Origin of the sequence: Rhizobacter sp. (assembly GCF_032229685.1) — a bacterium.
Taxonomy (GTDB): Bacteria; Pseudomonadota; Gammaproteobacteria; order Burkholderiales; family Burkholderiaceae_C; genus LMDS01.
On record NZ_JAVTWP010000011.1, the window covers coordinates 43409 to 60150 of the forward strand.

Annotated in this window: 16 protein-coding genes; 7 read left to right on the forward strand and 9 right to left on the reverse strand. The window is 68.1% G+C overall.

Features of this window, described 5'->3' with window-relative positions; all coding sequences use genetic code 11:
• Nucleotides 1-64: 64 nt before the first annotated feature.
• On the forward strand, nt 65-1321 hold the full coding sequence (locus tag AC30PD_RS05450) for a lipoprotein-releasing ABC transporter permease subunit (protein ID WP_489534635.1): 1257 nt from the start codon (nt 65-67) through the stop codon (nt 1319-1321).
• Nucleotides 1314-2006, forward strand: a complete 693-nt coding sequence (locus AC30PD_RS05455; RefSeq protein ID WP_489534636.1) for an ABC transporter ATP-binding protein — start codon at nt 1314-1316, stop codon at nt 2004-2006. The genes AC30PD_RS05450 and AC30PD_RS05455 overlap by 8 nt, the downstream gene beginning before the upstream one ends.
• 3 nt (nt 2007-2009) lie before the next feature.
• Here the strand turns inward: AC30PD_RS05455 and AC30PD_RS05460 are convergent, their stop codons facing one another.
• From AC30PD_RS05460 to AC30PD_RS05485, 6 genes are all read right to left on the reverse strand, one after another.
• Nucleotides 2010-2501, reverse strand: coding sequence for a DUF6265 family protein (locus tag AC30PD_RS05460; protein ID WP_489534637.1), 492 nt, complete (start codon nt 2499-2501; stop codon nt 2010-2012).
• Nucleotides 2502-2512: 11 nt separating this feature from the next.
• The gene (locus AC30PD_RS05465) at nt 2513-3106 is read right to left on the reverse strand and encodes a DUF924 family protein (RefSeq protein ID WP_489534638.1); all 594 of its coding nucleotides are present in this window, start codon (nt 3104-3106) and stop codon (nt 2513-2515) included.
• The gene (locus AC30PD_RS05470; RefSeq protein ID WP_489534639.1) at nt 3099-4085 is read right to left on the reverse strand and encodes a Bug family tripartite tricarboxylate transporter substrate binding protein; all 987 of its coding nucleotides are present in this window, start codon (nt 4083-4085) and stop codon (nt 3099-3101) included. The genes AC30PD_RS05465 and AC30PD_RS05470 overlap by 8 nt, the downstream gene beginning before the upstream one ends.
• Before the next feature lie 20 nt (nt 4086-4105).
• Nucleotides 4106-6196 carry a prolyl oligopeptidase family serine peptidase gene (locus AC30PD_RS05475; RefSeq protein WP_489534640.1) on the reverse strand — a complete coding sequence of 697 codons (2091 nt, stop codon included), beginning with the start codon at nt 6194-6196 and terminating at the stop codon, nt 4106-4108.
• The gene (locus AC30PD_RS05480) at nt 6193-6468 is read right to left on the reverse strand and encodes a GNAT family N-acetyltransferase (RefSeq protein ID WP_489534641.1); all 276 of its coding nucleotides are present in this window, start codon (nt 6466-6468) and stop codon (nt 6193-6195) included. Before AC30PD_RS05480 ends, AC30PD_RS05475 begins: the two co-directional genes overlap by 4 nt.
• Before the next feature lie 66 nt (nt 6469-6534).
• Nucleotides 6535-7089 (reverse strand): YaeQ family protein, encoded by a 555-nt coding sequence (locus AC30PD_RS05485; RefSeq protein ID WP_489534642.1) that lies wholly within the window; start codon nt 7087-7089, stop codon nt 6535-6537.
• Between the two features lie 107 nt (nt 7090-7196).
• On the opposite strand from AC30PD_RS05485, the gene AC30PD_RS05490 reads away from it, so the two are divergent.
• From AC30PD_RS05490 to AC30PD_RS05505, 4 genes are all read left to right on the forward strand, one after another.
• Nucleotides 7197-7469: a hypothetical protein gene (locus tag AC30PD_RS05490; RefSeq protein WP_489534643.1), complete on the forward strand. Its 273-nt coding sequence runs from the start codon at nt 7197-7199 to the stop codon at nt 7467-7469.
• Between the two features lie 11 nt (nt 7470-7480).
• Complete coding sequence (gene gorA / locus AC30PD_RS05495) at nt 7481-8836, forward strand: glutathione-disulfide reductase (RefSeq protein WP_489534644.1); 1356 nt, start codon at nt 7481-7483, stop codon at nt 8834-8836.
• Nucleotides 8837-8868: 32 nt separating this feature from the next.
• Nucleotides 8869-9348: a hypothetical protein gene (locus tag AC30PD_RS05500; RefSeq protein WP_489534645.1), complete on the forward strand. Its 480-nt coding sequence runs from the start codon at nt 8869-8871 to the stop codon at nt 9346-9348.
• 65 nt (nt 9349-9413) lie between these two features.
• Complete coding sequence (locus AC30PD_RS05505) at nt 9414-11477, forward strand: M3 family metallopeptidase (protein ID WP_489534646.1); 2064 nt, start codon at nt 9414-9416, stop codon at nt 11475-11477.
• On the opposite strand, the gene AC30PD_RS05510 is transcribed toward AC30PD_RS05505, so the two are convergent.
• The 3 genes from AC30PD_RS05510 to AC30PD_RS05520 form a co-directional block, all read right to left on the reverse strand.
• Nucleotides 11443-14544, reverse strand: a complete 3102-nt coding sequence (locus tag AC30PD_RS05510) for a PAS domain-containing protein (RefSeq protein WP_489534647.1) — start codon at nt 14542-14544, stop codon at nt 11443-11445. The genes AC30PD_RS05505 and AC30PD_RS05510 overlap by 35 nt on opposite strands.
• A 54-nt stretch (nt 14545-14598) precedes the next feature.
• The gene (locus AC30PD_RS05515) at nt 14599-15636 is read right to left on the reverse strand and encodes an NADP-dependent oxidoreductase (protein ID WP_489534648.1); all 1038 of its coding nucleotides are present in this window, start codon (nt 15634-15636) and stop codon (nt 14599-14601) included.
• A 144-nt stretch (nt 15637-15780) separates the two neighbouring features.
• Nucleotides 15781-15990: a cold-shock protein gene (locus tag AC30PD_RS05520; RefSeq protein WP_056467777.1), complete on the reverse strand. Its 210-nt coding sequence runs from the start codon at nt 15988-15990 to the stop codon at nt 15781-15783.
• Between the two features lie 266 nt (nt 15991-16256).
• On the opposite strand from AC30PD_RS05520, the gene AC30PD_RS05525 reads away from it, so the two are divergent.
• On the forward strand, nt 16257-16742 hold the full coding sequence (locus AC30PD_RS05525) for a cupin domain-containing protein (protein ID WP_489534649.1): 486 nt from the start codon (nt 16257-16259) through the stop codon (nt 16740-16742).

Consider the following 16742-nt stretch of genomic DNA (forward strand, 5'->3'; position numbering starts at 1 on the left):
TTGTCGCCACTCCTTGGCCCCGAGCCCGCAGAGGCGTTACCCGCTCGGGTAGCATCGCCCCCCAATGAACTGGCCCTATGAACTACAGATCGGCTGGCGCTACACACGCGCCGGCCGCACCGGGCGCCGCAACGGCTTCATCTCTTTCATCTCCGGCGTGTCGATGCTCGGCATCGGCCTCGGGGTGGCGGCGCTGATCATCGTGCTGTCGGTGATGAACGGCTTCCGCAAGGAAGTGCAGGACCGCATGCTCTCGGTGATCTCGCACGTCGAGGTCTTGTCGAGCGACGGCGCGGCCTTGCCCGACTGGCAGGCCACGGCCGAACAGGCGCGCCGGAACCCGCAGGTGATCGGCGCCGCGCCCTTCGTTGCCTCGCAAGCCCTGATCGCGCGTGGCGACGAACTGCGCGGCGCGATCGTGCGTGGCATCTCGCCACCCGACGAAGCCACCGTGACCGACATCGCCGCGCAGCTCAAAGACACCGTGCTCGCGCGCCTGGTGCCCGGCGAATGGGGCGTGGTGCTCGGCATCGAACTCGCGCGCACGCTTGGCGTGCGCCAGGGTGACAAGGTGACGGTGATGGCGCCCGGCGGGCAGGTCACGCCGGCCGGTGTGGTGCCACGCCTGAAGCAGCTCACGGTTGTCGGCGTGTTCGACGCCGGCCACTACGAATACGACAGCACGCTGGCGCTGCTGCACATCGAAGACGCCGCCAAGCTGTTTCGCGTCGAAGGCCCGACCGGCGTGCAGTTGAAGCTGAAAGACCTGAACCAGGCGCGCGAGGTCTCGGCGCAACTGGCGCAAGGTTTCGGCCTGCAGGTGCAGGTGCGCGACTGGACCAGCACCAACCGCAACTGGTTCGCGGCGGTGCAGCTGGAGAAGCGGCTGATGTTCATCATCCTCACGCTGATCGTCGCGGTGGCGGCCTTCAACCTGGTCTCGACCCTGGTGATGACGGTGACCGACAAACGCGCCGACATCGCGATCCTGCGCACGCTCGGCGCGAGCCCGCGTTCGGTGATGGGCATCTTCATGGTGCAGGGCGCGCTCTCGGGCGTGATCGGCACACTCTCGGGCGTGGCCTTCGGTTTGCTGATCGCCTTCAACGTCGGCACCATCGTGCCGGCGATCGAGCGGCTGCTGAGCGTGAGCTTTCTGCCGAGCAGCGTCTACCTCATCAGCCGCATGCCGAGCGAGCCGCAGAGTGGCGACATCGTGCCCATCGTCGTGATCTCGCTCGTGCTCTCGTTCGTGGCCACGCTCTACCCGAGCTGGCGTGCCAGCCGCGTGCAGCCGGCCGAGGCGCTGCGTTATGAGTGAGCCTGTGGTCATCCGGGCCGAAGGCCTGCACAAACGCTTTCAGGAAGGCAGCGGTGCCGACGCCCTCGACGTGACGGTGTTGCACGGTGTCGACCTCACGGTGCGCCAGGGCGAAACCATCGCCATCGTCGGCGCCTCGGGTTCGGGCAAGAGCACGCTGCTGCACCTGATGGGCGGCCTCGAAGCGCCGAGCCAGGGGCGGGTCCAGTTGATGGGCCGAGACTTCGCCGAGATGGGCGCGGCCGGGCAGGGCGAGTGGCGCAACCAGCACCTCGGCTTCATCTACCAGTTTCACCACCTGCTGCCCGAGTTCACCGCACTCGACAACGTGGCGATGCCCCTGCGCATTCGCCGCATGGCGAAACCCGAAGCGCGCGCGCGTGCGCAAGAAGTGCTCGCGCAAGTGGGTCTGGCCGAGCGCGCTCGGCACCGCCCGGCGCAGCTTTCGGGCGGCGAGCGCCAGCGTGTGGCGATCGCGCGTGCACTCGCCGGCGGCCCGGCCTGTGTGCTGGCCGACGAGCCCACCGGCAACCTCGACCGCGAAACCGCCGACGGCGTGTTCCAGCTGATGCTCGACCTGGCCCGCGGCCAGGGCATGGCTTTCGTGCTGGTCACACACGACGAGACGCTGGCGGCGCGTTGCGACCGGGTGTTGCGGCTGAAGGCGGGGCGCTTGATCGACTGATCTTCAGTCTGCCGCGCAAGCCACCCGCCGATACGGGTACTCGATGCGTCGCATCTGCCCCGGCTGCCCGGGCCGTGGCCCTTCGATCCACGCGCGCAACTCGTTGCCCTGGCGTTCGTAGGCCACACGCTGCGGAAAGTCGTGCTGCAGGTTCTCGAACACGATGCTGGTTTCGCCCAGCTTCACCGACAGGAAGACGGTCGGCGCCTGCCCCGAAGGCTGCACTTCGTAGGCGAGCTGCTCGCCGCGTTCGCGCAGCAGCACGAACTCGTGCGAGACCAGCTTGTCGCCGCGCACCGTGCGGCTCGCGCCGAGCATGTGGCCGGCGCGCGGCGCGCTCCATTGTTCTTCGACGACCCGCTCCGGCGTGTCGATCTTCCAACAGCCCTGCAGCCAGGCCAGCCGCTGGATGCCGGTGGTCTGAGCGCTGGCACCGAACTGTGCCGCTAACAACAGCGTGGCTGTCAGCAGCATGCGTCGGTGCAAGGCACGCATCGTCGTTCCTCTCAGAAACGTGAACCCGGCTGCTGCAGGAACTCGAGTTCTTCGGCCGTCGACTGGCGCCCGAGGATCACGTTGCGGTGCGGGAAGCGCCCGAAGCGTTGCACCACGTCGTGGTGCCGCTGCGCGTAGTCGAGCATGGTCTGCAGTTCCGGTGCATCGGCGGCCAGGCGTGTGAACAGGCGCAGCGCTTCTTCCTGCATCACGATGCCTTCGGCGTGCTCGAACGGCAGATAGACGAACACCCGCTGCACCGGCAGCAGTTTTTCGTCCTGGCGTGAACCGACCATCGCCATCGCGGAGGCCAGGGCCCGTTTGTCGCCGGCGAAAGCGCGTGGCGTGTCGCGAAAGCTGTTGCGCGTGAACTGGTCGAGCAGCACGATCTGCGCGAGCGCGCCATTTGATTCGGCGGCCCAGGCTTCGAGCTCGCCACGCAGCGCCTGCTCGATCAGCGGGCCGAAGCTTTCGCCGATCTGGCGGTCGGTCTCATCGCTCTTGCGGAACCACAGGTCGCGCACCGTGCCGTGCTCCGCCGAGCCTTCGGCGCCGAACCAGAAGTCGAGCACGGCTCGCGCTTGCGGGTTCGCGAGATCAGTCAAGCTTGGCTCCCGAGTCTTTCACCGCCTTGGCCCACACCGGCATTTCGGCGGCGAGGTAGGCGCCGAACTGATCGCTGCTCAGGTAGGCCGGGTCGGCGCCTTGCGCGACCATGCTCTTGCGCACGTCGGGGTTGTCGAGCACCTGCTTGAAGGCGTCGCTGAGCCGGGCCACCACGTCTTTCGGTGTGCCGGCCGGTGCCATCACACCGTAGAAGCCGACCACTTCCATGCCCTTGATGCCGAGCTCGGTGAAGGTGGGCACGCCCGGCAGCGCCGCGTTGCGTTCGCGGCCGGTGATGGCCAGTGCGCGCAGCTTGCCTTGCTTCACGTACTGCGAAGCGAGCGGGATCGACTCGGCCATCATCTGCACCTGGCCTGCGAGCAGGTCGGTCAATGCCGGCGCGCTGCCGCGGTAAGGGATGTGCACGATGAAGGTGCCGGTCGCCTGCTTGAACATCTCGGGCACGAGGTGCGAGCTGCCTCCGTTGCCGGCCGAGCCGTAGTTCAGCTTGCCCGGCGCCTTCTTCGCCATGGCCACCAGTTCCTGCACGCTGTTGGCCGGCACGCCGGGGTGAACGATCAGCGCCAGCGGCTGCTGCGCGGTGCGGGCGATGGGCACGAAGTCTTTCAGCGTCGCGTAGGTGAGCTTCGGGTAGATGGCCGGGTTGATCACCATCACACCGGTGTTGGCCAGCATCAGCGTGTAGCCGTCGGCCGGCGACTTGGCGACGAAGTCGGCCCCGACCGTGCCGCCGGCGCCAGCCTTGTAGTCGATGATGATCGGCTGGCCGAGTGCGGCCTGCAGCTTGTCGGCGAGCAGCCGGCCGTGCGTGTCGAGCGGGCCGCCGGCCGGGAAGCCGACGATGATCTTGATGGGGCGGTCCGGAAAGGCCGCCAGCGCCGGTGCGCCGAGCGCCGCGGCCACCAACGCGGCGACGAGGCCCAGTGTCGATCGGCGGGTGAATCGTTTGAGTCGCATGGTCTCTTCTCGGGTGGGGTTTAGTGGCCGAGCTGGCGCCAAAGGTAGCTGATCTCCAGCGCCTGCACGTGCGCGCGCTGTTCGTTGTCGGCCGCACCGCCGTGGCCGCCTTCGATGTTCTCGAAGTACAGCACCTCGTGGCCGAGCGCGAGCATGCGCGCCGCCATCTTGCGCGCGTGGCCGGGGTGCACGCGGTCGTCGCGGGTCGAGGTGGTGAACAGCACGCGCGGGTAGCGAACGTCCTGGCGCAGGTTCTGGTACGGGCTGTACTTCGAGATGTAGCGCCACTCTTCGGGTTGGTCGGGGTCGCCGTACTCGGCCATCCACGATGCACCGGCCAGCAGCGTGTGATAGCGCCGCATGTCGAGCAGCGGCACGCTGCACACCACGGCGTTGAACAGGTCGGGGCGCTGCGTGAAGGTGGCGCCGACGAGCAGGCCGCCGTTGCTGCCGCCCTCGATGCCGAGGTGCTGCGGGCTGGTGATGCCACGCGCGATCAGGTCTTGTGCCACGGCGATGAAGTCGTCGTAGCTGCGCTGCTTGTTTTCTTTGACCGCCGCCTGGTGCCAGGCCGGGCCGAACTCGCCACCGCCGCGGATGTTGGCCACCACGACCACGCCGCCGCGCGCCAGCCAGGCGCTGCCGAACGCGGCCGAGTACCAGGGCTGCATCGAGATCTCGAAGCCGCCGTAGCCGTAGAGCAGCGTGGGCGTGCTGCCGCTCGCCGGCGACTGCGCGTTCAGCCCGCGTGGCCAGACCACGAAGTAGGGCACGCGCGTGCCGTCGGCGCTGGTCGCGAACGCTTGTTCGGCGTGCATGCCGGCGGCGTCGAAGGTGGCGGGCAAAGACTTGAGCACAGCGCGCGTGTCGGTGCCGGTGTGGCAGAGCGAGAGCGTGTCGGGGGTGAGAAAGTCGCTGTAGGTCAGCAGATACGCTTCGGCCAGTTCATCGTTGGCGAGCATCGGGTCGTGCAGGCCGCTCACGCCGAGCGTGCCGGGGAAGGGCGCGGCCACCTCGCGGCGCACGAAGCCCGCGGACGTGCGCTTCCACTCTTCGAGCTTGCTCGCCACGTTGTCGAGCACGTTCACGAGCACGTGCTCGCGTGTGAGTGCGTAGCCCGCGAGCGAGCGGGTGGCGGTGGGCTCGAACAACACCACGAAGCCGCGCTCGCCGCGGGCGTGGGCCGCGGCGTCGATCGCGAGCAGCGAGCCGCGCGAGTACGTGCGTGACGGTGTGGCGAGGTCGCTGCGAAGCTCCAGCAGCAGCGTGTCGGCGGGGGCTCCGGCGCTGTTCCAGAACGCGACCGAGGCGTCGTCGGGCACGTCCATCGCCAGCAGCCGATCACCCTGCAGCAGCAGGTGCTTCGCGTTGTAGAAGTCGAGGCTGCGCACGATGGTCGTGCGCTCGTGGCCGGGCGTGGTGTCGACCGAGACCCGCACCGACACGTCGGCCTTCTCGCCTTCGAACACCGTCGGTGCGTCGGCCAGCGGCGTGCCGCGTTTCCAGCGCTTGATGACCCGCGGGTAACCCGAGTCGGTCATCGAGCCCGGGCCGAAATCGGTGCCGACGAAGATCGTGTCGGCGTCGATCCAGTCGACATCGGACTTGGCTTCAGGCAGCACGAAGCCGTCTTTCACGAAGGCCTTGGCCACGGTGTCGAACTCGCGCACCACGGCGGCGTCGGCACCACCGCGCGAGAGCATCACGAGGCAGCGCGTGTGCGAAGGCGCCAGCCCCACGGCGCCGCCCCAGACCCAGTTCTCGCCTTCGGCGGCGGCCAGCGCGTCGAGGTCGAGCACCGTTTCCCAGGCGGGTGCGGGCTTCTGATACTCGGCCAGGCTGGTGCGGCGCCACAGGCCGCGTTTGTGGGCGCCGTCCTGCCACAAGTTGTAGAAAAAGGCGCCGCGGCGCGAGACGTAGGGGATGCGCTCTTTCGAGTTCATCACCTGCAGCAGGCGCGCGCGGGTGGGTTCGTATTCGGGCCGCGCCATCAGCACTTTCTGCGACTCGGCGTTGCGTTCGCGCACCCAGGCGAGCGCGGCCTCGCCCTGCACGTCTTCGAGCCACAGAAAGGGGTCGTCGGTCATCGCGCCTGCCTGGCCGGCTTTCATGCCAGCAGCGATTGTGTTTCCGGGTGGCGCTGCATGTAGCTGCGTGCGTAAGAGCACAGCGGGCGCACCTTCAGGCCGTTGGCGCTCGCGTGGGCCAGCACCGCCTGCATCAGCGCGCCGGCGATGCCCCGGCCGCCGAGCTCGGGCGCCACTTCGGTGTGGGTGATGGCGAGCACGCCGTCTTGCAGGCGGTACTCGGCCACGGAAGCATGGCCGTCGACCACGGTCTGGAAGCGGCCGTGTTCGGGCTGGTGTTCGATCTGAAGGTTCATCGCGCTGGCTGGAGTGGGCGGGCCCCGATTGTCGGTTACCGACCTGCGCCGCGCTTCAGGCAGGGTTCAAACCGGGTTCAGGCGAACGGGCGCGATCTCGATGCTCTGCTGGCCGTCGCCGATCCAGGCCGTGCCGTCCTGCACGCTCACCTGCAACTGCATGCCGCGCTGCGCCAGCCCGGCGAGCGCCTGGCTGTGCGGCGCTTCGATCTGCCAGGCTTCGATGTTGCCGGCGCGGCTCACCTTGCCGGCGATGCCGGCCCACCAGATCGGCGTGCTGTGGCTGAAGCTGTACACGCTCACGCGCTCGGCGCGGCCGCTGGCGCGGAGCAGGCGTTTGTCGTCGGGCTGGCCGACCTCGACCCAGTGCAGGATCTGGCCGGTAAGGTCCTTGTGCAGCAGGGCCGGCTCGTCGTTGTCCCACAGGTCCTTGGCGAGCTCGAGCGTGCCGTTCAGGTCGTCGGCAGGCAATTGAAGCGCCAGCGCGAGCAGGCGGATCATCATTCGTTCGTCGGTCTCCGACGGGTGGCGCGCGATCGTGACCGCGTGGTCGACGTAGACGCTGCGGTCCATGTCGGCGATCTGCAGGTTGGCTTTGTAGATGGTGGCCTTCAGTGCCATGGGAGCAGCTCGCGTGCGGCGGAAAGCGGCGATTAGACCAGAGGCCACACCCTGCCTTGCCACCCGCGAGACAATCGGCGGATCGACGTTGCCCGAAGGCCCGCTCCATGAGCATGAAAAAGACCGATCTCGTCAGAAACCTCGCCGCCCGCCTCGAAGGCCAGATGAAGGGCGCCGGCGTGCCGGGCCGCTTCGCGCAGGGCTCGGCCAGCGTGGCCGACAGGCGCGAGCAGCGCCGCATCGATGCGGCCGCCGGGCTGGTGCCTTTTGCCTGCAAGCTGCCAGCAGAACTGGTCAAGCGCCTGAACGAGCGTGCGGCAACGCACGAAGGTGGCGTGAACGCGCTCGTCGCCGAAGCGCTGCAGAAGTCGTTGGGCTGACAGGAGCGAACATGGCCGCGACCGACTTCGACCTTTTCGTCATTGGCGCCGGCAGCGGCGGTGTGCGCGCCGCGCGCATGGCGGCGCAGCGTGGTGCCCGCGTGGCGGTGGCCGAAGACGCACCGCTCGGCGGCACCTGCGTGAACCTGGGCTGCATTCCGAAAAAGCTCTACAGCTACGCCGCACACTACGCCGAAGCCTTCGAAGAATCGCACGGCTTCGGCTGGTCGAGCGACGCGGCGCCGAGTTTCGACTGGGCTGTGCTCAAGGCCAACCGGGCGCGTGAGATCAGCCGCTTGAACGGCATCTACGGCAAGCTGCTGAAAGACGCCGGGGCCACACTCATCGCGGCCCGTGCGCACGTGGTGGGCGCGAACGCGGTCGCCGTCGACGGCCAGGTCCACACGGCCAAGAACGTTCTCGTCGCCACCGGCGGCCGGCCGGTCGTTCCCGCGATTCCCGGCGCCGAATTCGCGATCACGTCGAACGAGATCTTCGACCTGCCCGAGTTCCCGAACCGGCTGGTGGTGGTGGGCGGGGGTTACATCGCGTGCGAGTTCGCGTCGATCTTCTGCGGCCTGGGCGCGCAGGTGACGCAGCTCTACCGCGGCGAGCAGGTGCTGCGCGGGTTCGATGCCGACGTGCGCCAGTTCGTGGCGGCCGAGATGCGCAAGAAAGGGGTGGACATGCGCACCGGCGCCGACGTGGCGCGCATCGAGCGCGGCGCCGTCGCCTTGCGAGTCCACTTGCGCGACGGTGCGGTGATCGAAGCCGACAGCGTGCTCTACGCCACCGGCCGCAAGCCCAACACCGCCGGCCTGGGCCTGGCCGAACTCGGCGTGGCCTTGAGCCCCGAAGGCGCGGTGCTCGTCGACGAACACTACGCCACCAACGTGCCGGGCATTCACGCGCTCGGCGACGTGACCGACCGCGTCCAGCTCACGCCGGTGGCGCTGGCCGAAGCGATGGCGCTGGTCGACCGGCTGTTCGGCAGCGGGCGGCGTTCGGTCGACTACGAACTGATCCCCACCGCGGTGTTCACGCACCCGAGCATCGGCACCGTCGGCCTGCCCGAGCACGAAGCGCGGGCGCGGTACGCCAAGGTCCGCATCTACCGCAGCGACTTCAAGGCACTGAAGCACACCCTGTCGGGCAGCAGCGAACGCACGCTGATGAAACTGGTGGTCGACGACGCCAGCGACCGCGTGGTCGGCTTGCACATGGTCGGCGCCGACGCGGGCGAGATCGTCCAGGGTTTTGCCGTGGCGATGAAAGCCGGCGCGACCAAGGCCGTGTTCGATGCGACGATCGGCATTCACCCCACGGCGGCCGAAGAATTCGTGACCATGCGCGACGCGGTGGCATGATTCGCGGCTGCCCGAACCCCCTGTTGCCCACCATGTTCAACGCGACCCTCAAACCCCTTCTGCTGGCCTGCACGCTGCTCGTTGCTGGCGCCGCTCATTCGGCCGACAAGCCGAAAGAGGTCACCTTCGGCAAGGGCAAGGCGAGCGGCCCGGTGCTCACGCGCGATCAACTGCGCCAGTGCCTCACCCAGCAGGCGCAAGTGAAGAACGAAGAGGCCGAGCTCGTGAAGCTGCAGAACGGCCTGAACGCCGACAAGGCAGCGATCGTTCGATCCGGCGAGGTGTTGGGCGAGCAAGGCGCCGCGCTCGACCGCAGCAAGCCGGAACTCGTCACCGCCTACAACGAACAGGTGCTGGCACGCGACAAGGCGATCGACGAACTGCAGGCGCGTGGCGCGCAGTTCAACGAGCGTGCCGGTGCCGCCGGCGTGCAGCGAGAGGCCTTTGCCAAGGCGTGCGAGGGCCGCACCTACAACGAGATCGACGAGATCGCGATCCAGAAGGGCAAGTGAGGGTTCTGCCGGCGCGCTCCGGCACAAGCCCTAACATGGCGGCCTCTCCGACCCCGAGAACCACCATGCCGATTGCCACAAGCAACCCCCTGCTGCAGCCCTGGAACAAGTCCTACGGGCTGCCGCCTTTTGCCGAGGTGAAGCCCGAGCTGTTCGAGCCGGCCTTCGCGGCCGCCATCGAAGAGCACCGCGCCGAGGTCGACGCGATCGGCTGCAACCCGCAGGCGCCGAACTTCGAGAACACCATCGCCGCGTTCGACCGCAGCGGCCGCTTGCTCGACCGCATCGAGAGCCTGTTCTACAACCTCACTTCGAGCGAGACCTCGCCCGCGCTGCAGGCGGTGCAGATGCGCATGGCGCCGGTGCTCGCCGCGCATTCGAGCGCGATCTCGATGCACGCTGCGCTGTTCGAGCGCATCGACGCCTTGCACGAAGAGCGCGCGACGCTCGGGCTCACGGCGGAACAGCGGCGTCTGCTCGAACGCTTTCACGCCGACTTCGTACGCGACGGCGCGCGTCTGGCGCCGGCGCAGCAGAAGCGCTATGCCGAGGTCATGGCCAGCCTGGCCGAGCTGACCACCCGCTTCGGCCAGAACGTGCTGGCCGACGAGTCGGCCTACCAGCTCGTGCTGCGCACGCCGGCCGACTGCGCCGGCCTGCCCGAGTTCGTGCTCGCCGCCGCACGCCAGGCCGCGGCCGAACGCGGCATCACCGACGCGCTGGTGATCACGCTGTCGCGCTCGCACATCGTGCCCTTCCTCACCTTCTCGGAGCGCCGCGACCTGCGCGAGCAAGCCTGGCGTGCCTGGACAGCGCGCGGCGAGCACGACGGTGCATACGACAACCGCCCGGTGGCGCGCCAGATCCTCGCGCTGCGCAACGAGCAGGCCCGGCTGCAGGGCTTCGCGAGTTACGCCGACTACGCCCTGGCCGACACCATGGCCGGCCGCCAGGCGGCGGTGGCCGCCTTGCTCACGCAGGTGTGGGAACCGGCCAAGGCCCGTGCTGCCGAAGAACGCGAAGCGCTCGAAGCGATGGCCTTGTCGCGAGGCGAACAGCTCACGCTCGAACCCTGGGACTGGCGTTACTACAGCGAAAAGGTGCGGCAGGTGCGCTTCGACATCGACGAAGCGACCGTCAAGCCCTACTTCCCGCTCGACCGCATGGTGGAAGCCGCGTTCGACTGCGCCGAGCGCCTGTTCGGCCTGCGTTTCGTCGAACAAGCCGGTGTGAAGGCCTACCACCCCGACGTGAAGGTCTACGAGGTGCGTGACGCCGCGGGTCACCAGGTGGGCGTGTTCCTGCACGACAACTTCGCGCGCGCCAGCAAGCGCAGTGGGGCCTGGATGAGCACCTTCCGACGCCAGTCGCGCAACGGCGGCGAGGCGGTGACGCCGGTCGTCGTCAACAACAACAACTTCGCCAAGGGCGCGCCCGGCGAGCCCACGCTGCTGAGCTTCGACGACGCGACGACGCTGTTCCACGAGTTCGGCCACGGCCTGCACGGGCTGCTCTCGAGCGTGACCTACGAGCGGCTGTCGTGCACTTCGGTCCTGCGTGACTTCGTGGAGCTGCCCTCGCAGCTCTTCGAACACTGGTTGAGCGAACCCGAAGTGCTGAAGCGCCACGCGCGTCACTTCCAGACCGGTGAGCCCATTCCCGATGCGCTGATCGCCAGGCTGCTCGACGCGCGCCTGTTCAACCAGGGTTTCGAGACGGTGCGCTACACCGCCTCGGCGCTGGTCGACCTGGCGGCCCACGCGCTCACGCCGGAGCAAGCCCCCGACGTGGTCGAGTTCGAGCGCGCCGAACTGGCCCGCATCGGTGCGCCGGCGGTGGTGGGCATGAACCACCGCCTGGTGCATTTCCAGCACCTGTTCGCCGGTTCGGGCTACGCGGCGCAGTACTACGTCTACCTGTGGGCCGAGGTGCTGGAAGCCGACGGCTACGACGCTTTCGTCGAAGCCGGCAATGCTTTCGACCCCGCGGTGGCCGAGCGGCTGCGGCGGTTCATCTATTCGTCGGGCAACTCGCTCGAACCGGGCGCGGCCTACCAGGCCTTCCGCGGCCGCGCGCCGATCGCCCTGCCGATGCTCAAGCAGCGGGGCCTGGTGCCGCAGGGGCTTTGAGCGGCCCGGGCGTGGCGCCCGGGAACAAACGCTCCAGCGCGTCGAGAAAGGGCTTGAACCGGATCGGCTTGGTCCAGTAATCGTCGAAGCCTGCAGCCAGGCCACGCGCGATGTCTTCGGGCATGGCGTTGGCCGACAGTGCAATGCAGGGCGTGGCCGCGGTCTCGGGCCGTGCGCGCAGCTGGCGCAGCACCTCGAAGCCGTCGAAGTCGGGCAACTGCAGGTCGACCAGGATCACGTCGGGGCGCAGGCTGAGCGCGCGGGCGACGCCGGCAGTGCCGGTGCTTTCGGACTCGATGCGCAGCCCCGGCAGGGTCTTGACGAGTTCTTCCACGAGCAACACGTTGACGCTGTTGTCCTCGATGTAGAGCAGGGTGCCGATGCGTTGCGGGCGGGGGGCGGCGGGGGCCGGATCGGCCGGCAAGGGCTCGGGTGCGGGCGCACCGGCCGAGGCCGGCAGCCTGAGCTCGAACACCGTGCCCTGGCCCACCAGGCTCGACGCGTGCACCTGCCCGCCCATGCCCTCGACCAGCGCTTTCACGACGGTGAGGCCGATGCCCGAGCCCTCGATGCCCTGCTTGTCCATCCCCAGTCGGTTGAAGGGCTCGAACAGGTGCGAGAGCTGCTCGCTGTCGAGGCCGCGGCCGGTGTCGCGCACCCGCAGGCACACCGAGGCAGCGCCGATCTCGGACTCGAGCACGACCTGGCCGCGCGGGCGGTTGTACTTGATGGCGTTGGCGAGCAGGTTGATCAGCACCTGGCGCAAGCGGATCGGGTCGGCCAGCACGGTGCCGGCCACCCCCTTGCCGTGCAACGCCACTTCGTGACGGGCCGCGAGCCCGGCCACCAGCGGCAGTGCCTGGGCCACCGCCGCGCCGAGATCGACGGCCTGCAGGTCGAGCCGCAGCGTGCCGGCTTCGAGGCTGGAAAGGTCGAGCACGTCGTTGATCAGCGCCAGCAGGTGTTCGCCGGCCGAGCGAATGTGACCGAGCTTGACCGACTGGCTGTGCGAGCGGTTGTTTTCGGGATCGCTTTGCAGCAGCTGCGTGAAACCGAGCACCGCGTTCAGCGGCGTGCGCAACTCGTGGCTCATGCGCGACAGGAACTGCGACTTGGCCTGGCTTTCGCGTTCGGCCAGCAGCGTCTTCTGGCGCGCTGCTTCGGCGTTCTTGCTCTCGGTCACGTCCCAGTTCACGCCGACACGGCGCGAAGGCCGGCCGTCGGCGCCCGACACCACGGCGGAGCGTGACGCGATCCAGCGGTAGCTGCCGTCGGGCAGCCGCACCCTGAACTCGTAGGCGCCGGGCAGGGCGGTGGTGTCGGTGTTGGCGTAGGAGTCGATCACGCCGGCCACGTCGTCGGGGTGCAGCAGTGCGAGCCGCTCTTCGCGGTTCAGCGCCTGCTCGCGCGGCTCGAGGCCACGCAGGCGAAACATCTGCTCGTCCCAGTGCGCGTGTTGGTTGTCGAGATCGGCTTCCCAGGTGCCGATGCCGGCGCCGCGTGTGATCAGCGCCGAGCGTTCGCTCGCCTGGTGCAGCGCGGCGAGCGCTTCGTGACGATCGGTCACGTCCATCGCGATGCCGAAGACCCGCAGGACGTCGGGGAGGCTGCGGTCGATGTCGGCCCGCAGCACCATCCAGCGGGTGCTGGCGTCGCGCCGAAGGGTGCGGAACTCGATTTCGATCGCACCCTGTGCGCCGCGCAGATAGTCGCGTGTGGCGGTGTGCACGCGGGTGCGGTCGTCGGGATGCACGCAGCGGCCGATCCACTCGGCGAGTGTCGGTGGGGCGCTGGCGCCGACCATGTCGAACAGCTCGTACATCTGCGCGTTCCACTCGGTCTGGATTTCGCCCACGCTCGTGGTCCAGATGCCGACGCGCGCAGCGCGGGCCGCCGCTTCGAGGCGCTGCGCCAATTCCTCGGCCCGTTGCGAGCGCTCGACCTGGTCGGTCACGTCGAGCGTGACGCCCAGAAAGGCGACGGCTTCGCCTGCCGCGTTGCGTTCGACCACACGGCGCACCAGCATGCGCCGCCAGGTGCCATCGGCTCGCCGGTGGCGCGCTTCCACGTCGACCGGTGCGGTGCTGGTCAGTGCCGCGACCGACGACGCCGCCAGCATGGCGACATCGTCGGGGTGGGCGTGCATGCGCGCTTCGTCGAGCGTGACGCCGTCGGGGCGGCGCGGAATGCCGAGCACCTTCAGCCCATGGTCGTTGTAGTGGACGCGCTGGGTTCGCAGGTCATGACGCCAGATGACGATGTCGGCCAGTTCGGCGGCGAGCTTCAGCTGGGCGGTCGTGCTGTCGAGCGACTGCGCGAGCTGGTAGACGGCGGTGTCGTCGACCATGATGCCCACCGCGCGCTCGGGCCGGCCTTCGGCAGAGTTCTTCACCTCCCACTGCGAGTGAATCTGCCGCGTGCTGCCGTCGTCGTGCATGACGCGGAAGCGCTGCGAGTAGCGCCCCGCCCGCAAGGTCGACTTCTCGAAGATCGAGGCCGACTGGTCTTCGGGATGCACGCGCGACCACGCGTCGGCGTAGTTGGGTGTGCCTTCGGTCGGCTCCATGCCCCAGAAGCCGAAAACATGGCGGTCCCAGCGGCCCACGCCCGACGGGATGTCGCGTTCCCAGACGCCGATCCGGCCGAAGTCCTGGGCCAGTTCGAGGTGTTCGGACTGCCGCTGCGCCACCGCGGCGAGCGCGCGGCTGGCGGTGGTGTCTTGCAAGGTCCACAGCGTGTGAGTGTCGACGCGTGTGGCGCGCGCCCGCAGCCACAGCGTGGCGCCCTCGCGGCCGCTCAGGCAGATCTCGTGGTCCACCGGCCATTCGCCGGTCTGCAGTGCCTTCAATACGCTGGCGTGGGCCACCTCGGCGCCAGGGCCGGGGTGCAGCAGGTCGAGCAGGTTCGTGCTCTGCGCGGCAGCATCGGCGGCCTGCAGGAAGGCGGCATTGGCCCACACGATCAACCCGTCGCCCGTTGTCATCACGAGCAGATCGTGACTCTGCCCGAGCCAGGCTGCCAACAGGGCTGGCGGCGGCGTGTCGGGGGGGAAGGAGGGGGCGTTCATCGAAGCGCCGAGGTTCGGCGCCGCAAGTCTAGCCCGCGGCTTCGCAGTGGCTGTTCACGCCTTCGAGACTTCCAGCACCAGCTTGCCGAAGTTCTCGCCGTTGAAGAGCTTGAGCAGCGTTTCGGGGAAGGTGTCGAGGCCGGCCACCACGTCTTCCTTGCTCTTCATGCGCCCGTCTTTCAGGTAGCCGGCCAGCTCGGCCACGGCCTGCGGGAAGCGCGCCACGTTGTCGAACACGACGATGCCTTCCATGCGCGCGCGGTGCACCAGCAGCGAGAGGTAGTTCTTCGGGCCTTGCACCGGCGTCGTGTTGTTGTACTGGCTGATCGCGCCGCAGATGATGATGCGGGCCTTCATCGCCAGGCGGGCGAGCACCGCGTCGAGGATCTCGCCGCCGACGTTGTCGAAGTAGATGTCGACGCCTTTCGGGCAATGCTCCTTCAAGCCTGCCTTCACGTCGCCGGCCTTGTAGTCGATGCACGCGTCGAAGCCCAGCTCCTTGACCACCCACTCGCACTTGGCAGCACCACCGGCGATGCCGACCACGCGGCAGCCCTTGATCTTCGCGAGCTGGCCCACGGTCTGGCCGACCGCACCGGCCGCGCCCGAGACCACCACCGTTTCACCCGGCTTGGGCTGGCCCACGTCCATCAGCCCGAAGTAGCCGGTCATGCCGGGCATGCCCAGCACGTTGAGCCACTGCGTGGGCGTGCCCAGGCGCAGGTCGATCTTGAACAGGCCCTGGCGCTTGAACTGCTCGGCCGGGATCAGGCAGTACTCCTGCACGCCGGGCGTGCAGCTGACCGTGTCGCCCACCGCGAAGGCCGGGCTCTTCGACGCGATCACGGTGCCGATGCCACCGGCGCGCATCACTTCGCCGATGCCGACCGGCGGGATGTAGCTCTTGCCTTCGTTCATCCAGCCGCGCATCGCCGGGTCGAGCGAGAGCGCGTTGACCTTGACCAGCACGCCGCCATCGGACGGCTCGACGACGGGTTCGGTCGTGAAGCTCCAGCCGTCGCGCGTGGGCAGGCCGTTCGGGCGTGCGGCGAGGCGGATCTGGTGGTTGGTCAGCGAGGTGAGCGTGGTCATGGTCTGTCTCCGGAGTTCGAGGGGCGAATCTTAGGCGCCACACGATGCCCGTCGCGTCTCTCAGGCGACGCGTGCCGCTTTCGTCGCGGGCATAAAAAAACCGCGGCGAGCCGCGGTTCTTGTTCAAGGCCGAAGCCCTGGGGTTTACAGCACGCGGATGTTCGCGGCTTGCAGGCCCTTCTGGCCTTGCTTGACTTCGAATTCGACGCGCTGGTTTTCCAGCAGGGTCTTGAAGCCGTTGCCCTGGATGTCACGGAAGTGGGCGAACAGGTCAGCGCCGCCCGCGTCTTGAGCGATGAAGCCGAAGCCCTTGCTCTCGTTGAACCACTTCACGGTACCGGTTTGGGTCGTCATGGGAAAAATCCTATCAATCATCAAAATAATGCGCCGCACATGCAGGCGCATGCAGCAACACTCAAGAAACGATCAGGGGATTTCTAACGATGCCCACCGCGAGAACCGAGGCAGGTAGAAGAAGAACCACGAACAAACTGTCTTGCGTATAACTGTGGGCTGGAATGTACACGAAACGGCGTGACAGTGCGGTGGCCTGTGGTCTGCAGACAACCAGGGCTTGATCCAGAATCGGCGCAGACCTGTGTTGCACCCAAGGAGCGAACATGCCCGCCGACCCCCAGACCCACACGCCACCCACCGACTGGAAGACGCTCGGCGTGCGCGTGGTCGGCGCTGACCAGCTCGACGCCAACACCGCGCAAACCCCTGGCATGGACCGCAAAGCTGCGATCAATTTCGCGCGCATGGGTGCGCAGAAACTCTGGGCCGGTACCGTGCACATCCATGCCGGTGCGAAGACCGGCGCCCACCACCACGGCCCGCTCGAGAGCGTGATCTACGTCGTGAAAGGCCGGGCCCGCATGCGCTGGGGCGAGAAGCTCGAATTCACCGCCGAGGCCGGGCCGGGCGACTTCATCTACGTGCCACCGTTCGTGCCGCACCAGGAAATCAACGCCAGCCCGACCGAAAAGCTCGAATGCGTGCTGGTGCGCAGCGACGGCGAAGCCGTGGCCGTGAACCTCGACATCGAGCCGATCGAAAAACCCGAATCCGTGCGCTGGATCGACCCGACCCATCCTCAAGGCTGA

What these genes read in the sequence shown, in the direction of transcription:
- AC30PD_RS05480 (WP_489534641.1), bottom strand. Translation starts at nt 6,468, where the DNA reads ATGAACCTTCAGATCGAACACCAGCCCGAACACGGCCGCTTCCAGACC.
- AC30PD_RS05460 (WP_489534637.1), bottom strand. Translation starts at nt 2,501, where the DNA reads ATGCGTGCCTTGCACCGACGCATGCTGCTGACAGCCACGCTGTTGTTA.
- AC30PD_RS05485 (WP_489534642.1), bottom strand. Translation starts at nt 7,089, where the DNA reads ATGGCACTGAAGGCCACCATCTACAAAGCCAACCTGCAGATCGCCGAC.
- AC30PD_RS05500 (WP_489534645.1), top strand. Translation starts at nt 8,869, where the DNA reads ATGTTCAACGCGACCCTCAAACCCCTTCTGCTGGCCTGCACGCTGCTC.
- AC30PD_RS05525 (WP_489534649.1), top strand. Translation starts at nt 16,257, where the DNA reads ATGCCCGCCGACCCCCAGACCCACACGCCACCCACCGACTGGAAGACG.
- AC30PD_RS05455 (WP_489534636.1), top strand. Translation starts at nt 1,314, where the DNA reads ATGAGTGAGCCTGTGGTCATCCGGGCCGAAGGCCTGCACAAACGCTTT.
- AC30PD_RS05450 (WP_489534635.1), top strand. Translation starts at nt 65, where the DNA reads ATGAACTGGCCCTATGAACTACAGATCGGCTGGCGCTACACACGCGCC.
- AC30PD_RS05505 (WP_489534646.1), top strand. Translation starts at nt 9,414, where the DNA reads ATGCCGATTGCCACAAGCAACCCCCTGCTGCAGCCCTGGAACAAGTCC.
- gorA (WP_489534644.1), top strand. Translation starts at nt 7,481, where the DNA reads ATGGCCGCGACCGACTTCGACCTTTTCGTCATTGGCGCCGGCAGCGGC.
- AC30PD_RS05520 (WP_056467777.1), bottom strand. Translation starts at nt 15,990, where the DNA reads ATGACGACCCAAACCGGTACCGTGAAGTGGTTCAACGAGAGCAAGGGC.
- AC30PD_RS05510 (WP_489534647.1), bottom strand. Translation starts at nt 14,544, where the DNA reads ATGAACGCCCCCTCCTTCCCCCCCGACACGCCGCCGCCAGCCCTGTTG.
- AC30PD_RS05490 (WP_489534643.1), top strand. Translation starts at nt 7,197, where the DNA reads ATGAGCATGAAAAAGACCGATCTCGTCAGAAACCTCGCCGCCCGCCTC.
- AC30PD_RS05475 (WP_489534640.1), bottom strand. Translation starts at nt 6,196, where the DNA reads ATGAAAGCCGGCCAGGCAGGCGCGATGACCGACGACCCCTTTCTGTGG.
- AC30PD_RS05515 (WP_489534648.1), bottom strand. Translation starts at nt 15,636, where the DNA reads ATGACCACGCTCACCTCGCTGACCAACCACCAGATCCGCCTCGCCGCA.
- AC30PD_RS05470 (WP_489534639.1), bottom strand. Translation starts at nt 4,085, where the DNA reads ATGCGACTCAAACGATTCACCCGCCGATCGACACTGGGCCTCGTCGCC.